The sequence below is a fragment of the Vibrio sp. R12-SW3-ISO1 genome, from assembly GCF_059834005.1.
In genome coordinates this window covers 232213-246018 of record NZ_JCBDGK010000038.1, presented here as the reverse complement: position 1 = coordinate 246018, position 13806 = coordinate 232213, and the positions used below count along the sequence as shown (strand labels likewise).

At 50.1% G+C, this 13806-nt stretch carries 13 protein-coding genes; 12 read left to right on the top strand and 1 reads right to left on the bottom strand.

Translation table 11 applies throughout. The features are described 5' to 3' along the window. Positions 1 to 13 precede the first annotated feature (13 nt). The gene (gene lnt / locus AC6R0R_RS10155) at positions 14 to 1546 is read left to right on the top strand and encodes an apolipoprotein N-acyltransferase (RefSeq protein ID WP_500626584.1); all 1533 of its coding nucleotides are present in this window, start codon (positions 14 to 16) and stop codon (positions 1544 to 1546) included. Between the two features lie 13 nt (positions 1547 to 1559). Here lnt and AC6R0R_RS10150 read toward each other — a convergent pair whose 3' ends face one another. Beyond that, positions 1560 to 2030, bottom strand: coding sequence for a zinc ribbon-containing protein (locus tag AC6R0R_RS10150; protein ID WP_487903195.1), 471 nt, complete (start codon positions 2028 to 2030; stop codon positions 1560 to 1562). 129 nt (positions 2031 to 2159) lie between these two features. On the opposite strand from AC6R0R_RS10150, the gene leuS reads away from it, so the two are divergent. From leuS to lipB, 11 genes are all read left to right on the top strand, one after another. Continuing rightward, complete coding sequence (leuS, locus tag AC6R0R_RS10145; RefSeq protein ID WP_500626583.1) at positions 2160 to 4733, top strand: leucine--tRNA ligase; 2574 nt, start codon at positions 2160 to 2162, stop codon at positions 4731 to 4733. 154 nt (positions 4734 to 4887) lie between these two features. Then, the gene (locus tag AC6R0R_RS10140) at positions 4888 to 5508 is read left to right on the top strand and encodes an LPS-assembly lipoprotein LptE (RefSeq protein ID WP_500626582.1); all 621 of its coding nucleotides are present in this window, start codon (positions 4888 to 4890) and stop codon (positions 5506 to 5508) included. Positions 5509 to 5528: 20 nt separating this feature from the next. Continuing rightward, positions 5529 to 6542, top strand: coding sequence for a DNA polymerase III subunit delta (holA, locus tag AC6R0R_RS10135; protein ID WP_500626581.1), 1014 nt, complete (start codon positions 5529 to 5531; stop codon positions 6540 to 6542). Positions 6543 to 6638: 96 nt separating this feature from the next. Continuing rightward, on the top strand, positions 6639 to 6956 hold the full coding sequence (rsfS, locus tag AC6R0R_RS10130; RefSeq protein WP_500626580.1) for a ribosome silencing factor: 318 nt from the start codon (positions 6639 to 6641) through the stop codon (positions 6954 to 6956). 3 nt (positions 6957 to 6959) lie between these two features. Then, complete coding sequence (gene rlmH, locus AC6R0R_RS10125) at positions 6960 to 7430, top strand: 23S rRNA (pseudouridine(1915)-N(3))-methyltransferase RlmH (RefSeq protein ID WP_334555143.1); 471 nt, start codon at positions 6960 to 6962, stop codon at positions 7428 to 7430. A gap of 7 nt (positions 7431 to 7437) precedes the next feature. Further along, entirely contained in the window at positions 7438 to 9324 is a 1887-nt protein-coding gene (gene mrdA, locus AC6R0R_RS10120) for a penicillin-binding protein 2 (protein WP_500626579.1), read from the top strand. Next, a complete protein-coding gene (rodA, locus tag AC6R0R_RS10115; RefSeq protein WP_487903190.1) occupies positions 9324 to 10445 on the top strand; it encodes a rod shape-determining protein RodA in 1122 nt (373 codons plus the stop codon). Before mrdA ends, rodA begins: the two co-directional genes overlap by 1 nt. Before the next feature lie 2 nt (positions 10446 to 10447). Then, positions 10448 to 11224, top strand: coding sequence for a septal ring lytic transglycosylase RlpA family protein (locus tag AC6R0R_RS10110; RefSeq protein ID WP_500626578.1), 777 nt, complete (start codon positions 10448 to 10450; stop codon positions 11222 to 11224). Between the two features lie 90 nt (positions 11225 to 11314). Next, the gene (locus AC6R0R_RS10105; protein ID WP_500626577.1) at positions 11315 to 12493 is read left to right on the top strand and encodes a serine hydrolase; all 1179 of its coding nucleotides are present in this window, start codon (positions 11315 to 11317) and stop codon (positions 12491 to 12493) included. A gap of 191 nt (positions 12494 to 12684) precedes the next feature. Further along, on the top strand, positions 12685 to 12963 hold the full coding sequence (gene ybeD, locus AC6R0R_RS10100) for a DUF493 family protein YbeD (RefSeq protein WP_334555138.1): 279 nt from the start codon (positions 12685 to 12687) through the stop codon (positions 12961 to 12963). A gap of 178 nt (positions 12964 to 13141) precedes the next feature. Continuing rightward, on the top strand, positions 13142 to 13792 hold the full coding sequence (gene lipB / locus AC6R0R_RS10095) for a lipoyl(octanoyl) transferase LipB (RefSeq protein ID WP_334555137.1): 651 nt from the start codon (positions 13142 to 13144) through the stop codon (positions 13790 to 13792). Positions 13793 to 13806: the final 14 nt, after the last annotated feature.

The window sequence follows — 13806 nt, the reverse complement described above, 5'->3', positions numbered from 1 at the left end:
AGAGATCACATCCATGATGAATCCCCTCATTCATCGCCTAAAACGGCCGTTCGCGGCCGTTTTTGTTGGCGCCGCAACCACGTTTGCTTTTGCACCTTATCAACTGTGGCCCTTAGCGATTATCAGCCCTGCACTGCTGCTGCTTCTCATCCACCAGCAGTCGAGTAAACGCAGTTTTGCGATTGGTTATGCTTGGGGACTTGGTCAATTTGCCACCGGCATCAGCTGGGTGCATGTCAGTATTGATACCTTCGGCGGCATGCCCAAAATCGCCAGTCTGTTTTTAATGGTGCTGTTAGTCGGCTATCTCGCACTCTATTCGGCACTCGCCTGTTACCTGATAAATAAGTGGTTTCCTGCACTCTCAAGGCGCCGCTATTTCCTTGCCTTTCCGGCTCTTTGGCTGATCATGGATTGGTTACGAGGCTGGGTAATGACTGGCTTTCCATGGTTGTGGCTCGGCTACAGTCAAATCGATAGCCCGCTTGCCCAGTTCGCCCCGCTAGGTGGCGTTGAGCTGATTACCCTTTTGTGTGTGTTAAGCGCGAGTGCCCTAGCCTTTGCGTGGCTTCGCCGCCAATGGTCAATCCTGTGGGTTCCCCTTGTCATTCTCGCAACAGGCTTCGGTCTGCGCAGTGCACAGTGGGTAACACCAAACCCTGACAGCAGTACTCGTTTTGCGTTGATTCAGGGCAACATTGACCAAGCAATCAAATGGGTGCCGAGTCAGCGTTGGCCGACCATGATGAAGTACACCGATTTGACCCGTGAAAACTGGAATGCCGATATCATCATCTGGCCAGAAGCGGCGATTCCTGCGTTTGAATTTGAAATCGCCTCTTTCCTTTCCAACTTAGACTCAGCGGCGAAGATGAACGACAGCGCCGTGATCACCGGCGTCGTCAATATGGGTGAGCAGCGTCAGTTCTTCAATAGCATCTTGACCTTAGGTAAGTCTGGGCGTGATGAGTACCGTTATGATCTGAGCGAGCGCTACCACAAGCATCATCTTCTACCCTTTGGTGAGTTCGTGCCTTTTGAGGAGATATTACGCCCGCTGGCTCCTTTCTTTAATCTGCCGATGTCTTCTTTCAGTAGCGGCGCGTTTATCCAACCCAACGTGTACGCCAACGGTCGCCATTTCGCGCCCGCGCTCTGTTATGAGATCATCTTTAACGACCAAGTAAGGCAAAACGTTAACGATGAGACCGACTTCATTTTGACTCTCTCCAATGACGCGTGGTTTGGTCACTCGATTGGCCCGCTGCAACACATGGAAATCGCACGAATGCGTGCGTTAGAACTGGGTAAGCCTGTGATTCGTTCGACCAATAATGGCGTCACGGCGGTAACAGACTATCAAGGAAAGATCACCGCGCAAATCCCGCAGTTTGAAACCGCAGTGCTCACTGCACAAGTGGTCTCCACCACAGGGCAAACGCCGTACCATCAATGGGGTACGTGGCCATTGTATTGTTGGGCTGCATTGAGTCTGTTGGGGGCGTTTCTGTCTTCAAGACGGGGCGAACGCCCCATCACTCAGTAAAACAACCACGCGGTTAAGGTTGTAGCGCTTGCCGCGTAAAGCCTTTGCAACCGCATTTAGTACAAGCAATGATAGTAGTGGGGTGGTTGTATTCGGTTTTGTGGCCACAATCGTCACAGACCAACACCCCAAGCCCTATCACTTCACCGGCCTGATAAAGTCCTTGGTGCTCCAAGTCTGTAAATAGCTCCACCCACTCCACTTTGGTTCGATCGGTTATCTCAAGCAAGCCTTGCCAAATCGAGTCTGCAATCATCAGATAGAAAGGGCTGCTTTTCGAGCGGTCATAGTTGTCGGCAAACTCCTTCAAGTCTGATTTGACATAGGCGGAAACCAGCGCCAATTCGTCTTTAGTTAAATCGTTCGCCGCCTCGACCACCTTACCTGATGTCTCTAGCACATGGTTGACTTCTTCCGGGCTATGTTTGAGGGCTTCGAGAACATCCTCAAACATCTCCTCATAACCGGCTTTCTGTTTTGCCATGGTGACCTCCTTAGGAATAATCCAGAATTTCCGCTATTGTTGTGCACCTCTCCTTTAGGTATTCTATGACGATCTATTTATGTCTGTTCGAACTGAACTCACAATTTCCAAGATAACCGGATATCATCGATGCAAGAGCAATACAACCCGCAAGATATTGAACAGAAAGTTCAAAAGCACTGGGATGACAACAAGACCTTTGTTGTAAGTGAAGACCCAAATAAAGAAAAATTCTACTGTCTGTCTATGTTCCCTTACCCAAGTGGTCGTCTACACATGGGTCACGTGCGTAACTACACCATCGGTGATGTGGTCTCTCGTTTCCAACGTCTGCAAGGCAAAAACGTCATGCAGCCTATCGGTTGGGATGCATTTGGTCTTCCGGCTGAAAACGCGGCGGTGAAAAACAACACGGCACCAGCGCCTTGGACTTACGAAAACATCGAATACATGAAGAACCAGCTTAAGCTTCTTGGCTTCGGTTATGACTGGAACCGTGAGTTCGCGACATGTACGCCAGAGTACTACCGTTGGGAACAAGAGTTCTTCACTAAGCTTTATCAAAAAGGCCTCGTTTACAAGAAGACCTCTTCTGTTAACTGGTGTCCAAACGACCAAACCGTTCTTGCCAACGAGCAGGTTGAAGATGGCTGCTGCTGGCGTTGTGACACGCCTGTAGAGCAAAAAGAAATTCCACAGTGGTTCATCAAGATCACTGAATACGCTCAAGAGCTACTAGACGATCTCGACAATCTAGACGGCTGGCCTGAAATGGTGAAAACCATGCAGCGCAACTGGATCGGTCGCTCTGAAGGTGTTGAACTCAAATTTAAAGTCAAGGGTCAACAAGACCTAGAAGTCTACACAACACGCCCTGACACACTCATGGGTGTGACGTACGTGGGCATCGCGGCAGGTCACCCTCTTGCTGCTCTGGCGGCTCAAACCAACCCAGAGCTTGCTGCGTTTATCGATGAGTGTAAGAACAATAAAGTCGCGGAAGCGGAACTGGCGACCATGGAGAAGAAAGGTATGGCGACGGGCCTTACTGCTATTCATCCATTGAACGGTCGTGAAGTGCCAATCTTTGTGGCGAACTTCGTCCTGATGGATTACGGTACAGGCGCAGTTATGGCGGTACCGGCGCACGACCAACGTGACTATGAGTTCGCGACCAAATACGGTCTCGATATCGTACCGGTTATCAAACCCGTTGATGGCAGTGAGCTCGACATCTCTGAAGCGGCCTACACAGAAAAAGGCGTACTGTTCGATTCCGGTGAATTCGATGGCCTAGAATTCCAAGCGGCATTCGACGCAATCGCAGCCAAGCTAGAAGCAGAAGGCAAAGGGACTAAAACTGTTAACTTCCGTCTGCGTGACTGGGGTGTATCTCGTCAGCGTTACTGGGGGGCGCCAATCCCAATGGTAACGACTGAAGACGGTGAAGTTCACCCTGTCCCTGCTGACCAACTACCAGTCATTCTTCCAGAAGACGTGGTCATGGACGGCGTAACAAGCCCTATCAAAGCCGACAAAGAGTGGGCGAAGACCACATTCAACGGCGAACCTGCGCTGCGTGAAACAGACACCTTCGATACCTTTATGGAATCATCTTGGTACTACGCGCGTTACTGTTCACCACAAGCGGACGACATCCTTGATCCTGAAAAAGCCAACTACTGGCTACCAGTTGATCAATACATTGGTGGTATCGAGCACGCGTGTATGCACCTGCTCTACTCTCGCTTCTTCCACAAACTCCTGCGTGATGCTGGGTACGTCACCTCTGACGAGCCGTTTAAGCAACTGCTATGTCAAGGCATGGTACTGGCAGACGCCTTCTACTTTGAGAACGAAAAAGGTGGTAAAGAGTGGGTAGCGCCGATCGATGTGGCTGTCGAACGTGACGGTAAAGGTCGCATTATTTCAGCCAAAGACAACGCGGGCCGTGATGTGACGCACTCGGGCATGATTAAGATGTCTAAATCGAAAAATAACGGCATTGACCCACAAGAGATGGTCGACAAGTACGGCGCTGACACTGTACGTCTATTTATGATGTTTGCCTCGCCAGCCGATATGACATTGGAATGGCAAGAGTCTGGTGTAGAAGGCGCGAACCGCTTCCTGAAACGCGTGTGGAAACTGGTCAATGAGCACACATCAAAAGGCGCAGCTGAAGCAGTGGATGCGTCTTCCTTGTCGGGTGACCAAAAAGCATTGCGTCGTGATGTCCATAAAACCATTGCGAAAGTGACCGATGATGTTGCACGTCGTCAAACTTTCAATACCGCTATTGCGGCGATCATGGAGCTGATGAACAAACTATCAAAAGCGCCACAAGACTCAGCGCAAGATCGTGCGATTTTGGATGAAGCACTGAAAGCCGTGGTCGTAATGCTTTACCCTATCACTCCGCACATCTGTTTTGAAATGGGCAATGCGCTCAACATCACAGACATCGACAACACGGCTTGGCCACAACATGACGAGAAAGCACTGGTTGAAGACGAGAAACTGATCGTCGTTCAGGTCAACGGTAAACTACGTGCCAAACTCACTGTGGCGGCCGATGCCAGCAAAGAAGAAGTGGAAGCACTCGGTTTGGGTGATGAGAACGTCACCAAGTTCACAGAAGGCTTGACGATTCGTAAAGTGATTTACGTCCCGGGCAAACTTCTCAACATCGTGGCGAACTAATCCCATTAGTTCGAGTCTTAAGCAGGGCCTAGTGCCCTGCTTAACTTCGATGAGCGTTTTATTTTTGACAGAGCGCTCACCGAAGTTATCCAACCACTGTGGTCTATAACACTTTCGTTCATACTATTATTATTAACCAAAGAGCCGTTCACTCATGCGTCTATTTTCAATCTCATCCGTTAAGCTAACCAGCGCACTGTTGGTTGCCTCGCTTCTTGCTGGTTGTGGTTTCCACTTACGTGGTGATTACTCGGTTCCAGAGGAGCTCGATAAGATGTCATTGACCAGTTACGACAAATACAGCACCTTTACCCGCATGATGAAAGCTCAGCTACGCATGAGTGAAATCGAGATCGTGCCACCGGCGGAAAACATCGCCAATTTGCACCTGATCAGTGAAAGCGTTGGCGAGCGCACCCTCTCGCTTTACCAAAACACGCGTGCGGCGGAGAAAGAGCTCACCTTCCGTGCCTCCTATCGCGTTACCGTGCCCGATCTTGGCACCAAAACCTTCTCTACGAGCGTCACCCGTAGCTACCTGGATAACCCGCTGTCAGCGCTAGCGAAATCGGTTGAACGCGACATGATCGAAGATGAGATGCGCAAACTCGCAGCCACCCAAATCATTCGCCAAATGGCACGCCTTAAAGCCGATATCGAAGCCAACGAAATCGAGCTAGAGAACGAAGAACAAGTACAACTCAAAGCGCAAGAAGAGCAATATCGCGTCAAGACCTTTTACAGCGATGATGCGCCCGCTCCGGTCACTGAGTAATCCCGAGTTCGTTATCGCGCATGAGAATTTTTGCAGATAGGTTAGCTCAGCACCTAAACCACCAACTTAATCCGCTGTTTTTGATATTCGGCAGCGAGCCGCTGCTGATTCAAGAGTCTCGCCAAGCCATACACGCCAAAGCCCGTGAAGCGGGTTTTGAAGAGCGTCACCGCTATACGGTCGACAGCCGCTTTGACTGGGCGCCCGTCTATGATGCGTGCCAAGCGATGAGCCTATTCAGCGCCCGGCAAGTGATCGAGCTGGAACTTCCAGAGTCGGGTGTCAATGCCGCAATGGCCAAAGAACTACTGGCCATTGCCGATCTTCTTCACAGCGATCTGTTGTTGATCATCATTGGCACCAAACTGACCAAAGCCCAAGAGAACGCCAAGTGGTTTAAGACGCTCAACCAACGGGGGTGCTGGGTCAGCTGCGTCACGCCTGATTTGGCCAGATTGCCCCAATTTGTCCAAACTCGCTGCCGCGCCCTAGGCTTACAGCCGGATGCCGAAGCGACCAAGATGCTTGCTCAGTGGCACGAGGGAAACCTCTTCGCTCTGACGCAAAGCCTAGAGAAACTTGCTCTGCTCTACCCGGATGGCAAGCTGACCTTAGTGCGACTTGAAGAGTCGTTGAGCCGTCACAATCACTTCACCGCATTTCATTGGATTGATGCCCTGCTGGCAGGCAAAGCCAATCGCGCCGATCGTATTTTGCGCCAGCTTGAAGCGGAAGACGTCGAGGCTGTGATCCTTGTCCGCACGGTTCAAAAAGAGCTTGAGCAGCTACTGGCGATGAAATCGCTGATGCAAACCCTGCCATTGGCGCAAGTGCTGGAACGCTACAAAGTTTGGTCCTCCAAACGTCCGCTCTATTCCAGCGCTTTGCAAAGATTGGATACTGCGCGCCTTATGCGCCTCCTGCAACTGCTGGCCCAGATTGAACTGACTGCCAAAACGCAATATGAGCAGAGCCCTTGGCCACAAATACATCAACTGAGTCTGGAAATTTGCTTGCCACAAGTGCACATTTGAAATGCGTGGTATACTTCGGCCCCAACAGAGTAGGCCGTGCAGAGCCCTGTCATCGCCGCTAGCCATACGCTCATCCAAACAAGAGAGGAACAACACTTGCTACTAGAACAGCTTAACGAGTTTCTTGTCGACAAAGCCGACGACATGAAAGCGCAAAACATCACTGTGCTCGACGTACAAGGAAAATCAAGCATTACCGATTTTATGATTGTCTGCACAGGCACGTCGAAGCGTCATGTCTCGTCCATCGCTGATCACGTTGCAAAAGAGTCCAAACTGGCCGGCTTAGTGCCACTCGGTATTGATGGTCAAGATCTGGGTGAATGGGTGGTGCTGGATATGGGTTCAACCATTGTTCACGTCATGCAAGAAGAGCAGCGCGAGCTTTACCAACTGGAAAAACTCTGGAGCTGATCGATGAAACTTCAACTCATCGCAGTCGGCACCAAAATGCCCAAATGGGTAGAAGAGGGATTTCAAGAGTACCGCCGCCGTTTCCCTCACGATATGCCTTTAGAGTTGGTGGAAATTCCAGCAGGAAAACGAGGTAAAAACGCCGACATTGCAAGGATTTTGCAAAAAGAGGGCGAAGCCATGCTCGCCGCCGTGCCAAAAGGCAGCCGAATTGTTACTCTCGATATTCCTGGTAAAAAATGGGACACCCCCCAACTTGCAGAACAACTGGAGAGTTGGAAGTTAGATGGCCGTGACGTATCGATTTTGATCGGTGGCCCAGAAGGCTTAGCCCCTGCGTGCAAAGCCGCCGCGGATCAAAGCTGGTCACTGTCCGCGTTAACTTTACCTCACCCTCTGGTACGCATTGTGATGGCAGAAAGCCTGTACCGAGCGTGGAGCATTACCGCCAACCACCCATATCATCGAGAATAACCAATAGATGTTGCGAAAGCGTAGCCAAATTAGGGATTATCAGGAAGAAGCGCGGCTATTCAAAGGCCGTGCTATTGTCGCTTTCTTAGGCATTGTTGTCATGATGGGGCTACTGGTTGGTAACCTCTACAACATCCAAATCAATCAATACCAAGATTACAAAACTCGATCTAACGACAACCGCATCAAAGTGGTGCCGATCGCACCCAATCGTGGTTTGATCTATGACAGAAACGGCAAGCTGCTAGCAGAAAACCGCCCAGTATTTAGCCTCGAGATCACCCCAGAGCAAATCGACGATATGGAAGATACCCTGAGTCGATTACAAAGCATCGTCACCATCACAGACGATCAGATTGAACGCTTTGAGCGCGAGCGCCGTCAAACTCGCCGCTTCAAATCGGTGCCGATTCTTACTCAGCTCACTCAAGAGCAAGTGGCTAAGTTTTCCGTGCATCAGCACAAGTTTCCTGGTGTCGCCGTGAACGCGGCGCTCAAGCGTCACTACCCTTATGGTGAAGTCCTCACTCACGTGATTGGCTACGTCTCTCGAATCAACGATCGTGATATGCAGCGTTTGATACGTGAAGAGAAAGACGCCAATTACCAAGCCACTCGTGACATCGGTAAACTCGGCATCGAGCGCTACTATGAGGACGTACTGCATGGTATTGCGGGCTACCAAGAGGTGGAAGTCAACAGCCGTGGGCGCGTAATTCGTACTTTGAAATACGTACCACCTGAGCCCGGCAAAGACATCGTGCTCAACCTTGATATCGACTTGCAGCTCTACATCCATGAGTTACTCGCCAACCGACGCGGCAGTGCCGTGGTACTTGACCCACACGACAATGGCGTGCTCGCCATGGTCTCAAGCCCAAGTTACGATCCTAATGCCTTCGTGCATGGTATTTCAGGCAAAGATTACAACGCGCTATTGACCGATAAGAATCGTCCATTGGTTAACCGTGCGACGCTGGGTATCTACCCACCAGCATCAACCATCAAGCCATTTATGGCTGTCGCGGCGCTGCAAGAGGGTGTCGTCACCCCCTACACCACGCGCAACGATCCAGGCTATTGGAAGATCCCCAATTCGAAGACGAAGCCTTTTCGTGACTGGTTGCGTTGGGGGCATGGCCGCGTGAACATCGTGCAATCGATTGAAGAATCCGTCGATACCTTCTTCTACCAAATCGCTTACGACATGGGTATAGATCGCATCTCTCAATGGATGATGATGTTTGGCTTTGGCGACTATACCGGCATCGATATTCACGAAGAGAGCAAAGCGAACATGCCAACCAGAGAATGGAAAATGGCAAGGCATCGCGTGCCTTGGTATCAAGGTGATACGATTCCTGTTGGTATCGGTCAAGGCTACTGGACCGCAACGCCTATGCAAATTGCCAAGGCGACGTCTGTGCTGGTTAACCGAGGAAAAGTCATCGCCCCGCATCTATTGCGCGCCACCATTGACAACGGTGAAGAGTTTACGAAACATCAACTGGCCGACATCGACACCTACCCACCTATCACCGGCGTGAAAGACAAGTTTTGGGAGATGTCGATTGAAGGGATGCGTTTGGTAAACCACGGTAAGAAAGGCACCGCGCGACGCGCCTTTACCAACACAGAATACGTCAGTGGGGGTAAATCCGGTACCGCGCAGGTGTTTGGGCTTGCAGAAGATCAAGAGTACAACGCAGAAGAGCTGGCCGAGCACCTACGAGATCACGCCTTGTTCACTGGCTTTGCACCACTGGAGGATCCTGAAGTGATTGTCACCATAGTGCTAGAGAATGCCGGCGGCGGCTCATCACAAGGGGGACCTGTGGTCCGTAGCGTATTTGATCATGTTCTCGTTGAGAAAAAACAGGAGGCGGCACAGTAATGGATTTCAATCCAGCCACCGGTCAGAACCGAGCGCTTTTTGAGCGCTTTCACCTCGATCTGCCTTTGCTACTTGGTCTACTCGTCCTGATGGGCTTTGGCTTAGTGGTGATGTACAGCGCCAGTGGTCAAAGCCTGGCGATGATGGACCGCCAAGCGATGCGCATGGCGCTGTCACTGGGTGTGATGTTGTTGCTCGCCCAAGTGCCGCCCAGGACCTATGAAGCCTTAGCGCCTGTCATGTTTATCGGTGGCGTTATCTTGTTGTTTGGCGTACTGTTTTTTGGTGAGGCCTCTAAAGGCGCGCAGCGCTGGCTCAACTTGGGCTTTGTGCGTTTTCAGCCCTCAGAGTTACTGAAATTGGCGGTGCCGCTGATGGTGGCGCGCTATATCGGTAAACGTGCGCTGCCACCGAGTTTTCAAACCTTGGTTGCGTCACTGGTAATGGTGTTCGTCCCGACGATTTTGATCGCTAAACAGCCCGACCTTGGCACCTCGATTCTCATCGCAGCATCGGGGATTTTCGTCATTTTCCTTGCCGGGATCAGTTGGCGCATTATTTTCGCCGCGCTGTGCGCCGTTGGTGGTTTTTTACCGATCTTGTGGTTTTTCCTCATGCGCGAGTATCAGAAAGTTCGCGTGCGCACCCTATTCAATCCAGAATCCGATCCACTTGGCGCGGGCTATCACATCATCCAAAGTAAAATAGCCATCGGCTCAGGCGGAATTAACGGTAAAGGATGGTTACAAGGTACTCAATCTCAGCTAGAGTTCTTACCCGAGCGCCACACCGACTTTATTTTTGCGGTGATCGCCGAAGAGTGGGGATTGATCGGCATCTTAGTGCTGCTCAGTCTCTATCTGTTTATTATTGGTCGAGGTCTGTTTTTAGCGAGTAAAGCCCAAACCGCCTTTGGTCGTATGATGGCAGGCAGTATCGTTTTAAGCTTCTTCGTCTATGTATTTGTCAATATTGGTATGGTGAGTGGCATTTTGCCCGTGGTTGGCGTGCCGTTACCGTTAATCAGCTATGGTGGCACCTCGATGGTGACGCTCATGGCGGGTTTTGGCATATTGATGTCGATCCATACCCATAGAAAAGCATTTTCAAAGGCAACCTAATCATGGCCATTACGCACCCTATTTTCGTCATGTTGGCATCGCTCCTGGTGCTTGCAGGCTGTTCATCCTCCAAACGCTACAGCATAGAGGATGACGTCGCGCCATCGAAACCAATTTCTGTTGACCATATTGAGGATGCACACCCGCAATATGAGCCCTACAGCTTAGGCGGCAATAAAAGTTATACCCTGCGCGGCCAAAGTTATTCGATCATCAAAGAGCCCGAAGGCTTTAAGCAAAAGGGACAAGCCTCTTGGTACGGCAAAAAGTTTCATGGCCATCTCACCTCCAATGGTGAGGTGTACGATATGTACTCGATGACCGCGGCCCATAAAACCTTGCCTCTGCCGAGCTACGTCAAAGTGACCAATTTAGACAATGGCAAAACCACCATCGTCCGCGTCAATGACCGTGGGCCGTTCCATCAGGGACGAATTATCGACCTCAGTTACGCGGCGGCGGTCAAACTAGACGTGGTGAAAACGGGTGTGGCCAATGTGGAGATCGAAGTGATCACTTCAGAAAAGCCGGACTCAGAGCTGAAGAAAAAAAGTCAGCCCAGTTATGTTGTCCAGGTCGCCTCTTCACAACATGAAGATCGCGTGCGAACTTTAGCGCAAGATCTGAGTCAAAAACTGTCGGTGAAAAGCCACGTCACCTCGGGCCATAAAATTCACCGTGTCTTTTTAGGTCCTTTTAAAGACTACTTGCTCACAGAGCAAACATTAGAACAAGTGAAAGAGCTGGGTTACTCCAGCGCCTTTATTCGCAACCAGTAGTCCTCAACCCAGTGTGTGGTCGTCCTTGCACTGGTTTGAGTGATTGTTTCTGTTAACATATGGACAGTGAAAAATAATTCTGACTTTGATATGAAAAAAACAACGCTAACTCAATCTGTTTTTGTCTCTTCCGTTGCACTTTGTGCAACCCTCGCGAATTCAGCGATTGCCTCCCCGATTGTTGTGCCTGACGCGCCGCAAATTGCCGCTAAGGGCTACGTGTTGATGGATTACCATTCAGGCAAAATCCTTGCTGAGAAAGAGATGAATACCAAGCTTTCACCGGCAAGCCTGACCAAGATGATGACCAGCTATGTGATTGGTCAAGAACTTGAACGTGGCAACATCAACCTCAATGATGACGTCACCATCAGCGAAAACGCCTGGGCGAAGAACTTCCCTGAGTCATCAAAAATGTTCATCGAAGTCGGCACCACAGTCAAAGTGGAAGACCTGAACCGTGGCATCATTATTCAATCGGGCAACGACGCCTGTGTCGCGATGGCCGAGCACATTGCAGGTTCTGAGGATGCATTTGTAGACTTGATGAACGCTTGGGCAAACTCACTGGGCATGGACAACACGCATTTCGCTAACGTTCACGGCCTCGATAACCCAAACCTCTACTCCACACCGTATGACATGGCGCTATTGGGCCAAGCCCTAATCCGTGATGTTCCGGAAGAGTACCGCATCTACTCAGAGAAGAGCTACACCTACAACGGCATTACTCAGTACAACCGAAACGGCTTGCTGTGGGATAAAAGTATGAGCGTGGACGGCATTAAAACCGGCCATACCAGCAACGCAGGCTACAGCCTCGTGAGCTCTGCGACCGAAGGAAAAATGCGACTTGTCGCTGTCGTGATGGGCACACAGAGCGCCAATGCACGTAAGTCGGAAAGCAAAAAGCTGTTGAGTTACGGTTTCCGCTTCTTTGAAACCGTCGCACCGCACCAAGCTGGGGAAACCTTTGTCGAAGAGAAGATTTGGATGGGCGACAAAGACACCGTGAAGCTCGGTCTCGATCAAGACACCTTTGTGACTCTACCTCGTGGTCAAGCGAAAGAGCTCAAAGCCAGCTTTGTCCTTGAAAAAGAGCTTGAAGCCCCCATTAACAAGGGTGACGTCGTTGGTAAGCTATACTATCAACTTGAAGGCGAAGATGTGGCTGAATACCCACTTCTGGCACTGGAAAGTGTCGAGCAAGGCAGTTTGTTCAGCCGCATGTGGGACTACATAGTGATGCTTTTTAAAAGCTTCCTATAAAGGCTAACCCTGCTGTCATGCTTAAAGCCGCCAAGGGCGGCTTTTCTATTTTTATCACTGCAGCCTAATACGCCCTTGGTCGGTACGCCAACCGCCTAACGTGGCCGCCAATTAGGCTCGGTTGAGGTTTGATGATTTTCGCAGTACTATGCACCGCTGCAAAAATCGACAGTCCAGTTTGGAGTAACAATATGCTGACTATTAATTCGGATGCAAAGCTAAAGGATTTACTCGAGTTCCCTTGCTCATTTACCTACAAAGTCATGGGCCACGCTAAACCTGAGCTACCAGAAAAAGTACTGGAAGTCATCCAGCGTCATGCTCCTGGTGACTATAGCCCAAGTGTAAAACCGAGCGCCAAAGGCAACTACCACTCGGTTTCCGTCAACATCACCGCCACCTCAATTGAACAGGTCGAAACCCTGTACAAAGAACTGGGTGAGATCGACATTGTTCGCATGGTTCTGTAATTATTTTTGATTTATTAAAATTTTTTTGAAAGCAGCGTAAGCTGCTTTCTTTTTAGATATCAAATAGATAATTATTCTAACCAAACTGATAGGTTAAAAATGTGTGGCTAGGTTGTAGTGCCTTTAGCAGAAGCAGTTTATAATCTTTCAACTTTATTAATGGATAACGGGCACAGCTATGCACAACCAGTTGGTGGTCAGACGACTAGGAAGACAAGATTACGAGCCGATTTGGCGCGCAATGCATGACTTCACTGACAGCCGAAATGACGACACCCAAGATGAAGTGTGGCTGGTTGAACACAATCCTGTGTTTACTCAAGGACAAGCGGGAAAAGCAGAGCACTTGCTCAGTACCGGTGATATTCCTGTGGTGCAAAGCGATCGTGGCGGGCAAGTGACCTACCATGGCCCTGGTCAGTTAGTGGCGTATTTTCTGATTAACCTACGGCGCAAAAAACTCGGCGTGCGTGATTTGGTCACACATATCGAAAACCTCGTTATCCAAACGCTCAAAGCGTACAACATTGAATCCAATGCGCGCCCTGATGCACCTGGCGTGTATGTCGACGGACGTAAAATCTGTTCGTTGGGACTGCGAATCCGCAAAGGCTGCTCGTTTCATGGCCTAGCGCTCAATGTCGATATGGATTTGTCGCCTTTCCTGCGCATTAACCCCTGTGGCTATGCCGGAATGGAAATGGTGCAGGTTCGTCAGCTAAACACAGCGGCCTCTCTCCCTGACGTTGAAGAGTCGCTGATAAAAGAGCTCGTTACTTTACTTGGTTATGATCAAGTTGAATTTAGCACCACACGAGTAACGCCATAAAAAGTAAAGAGAAG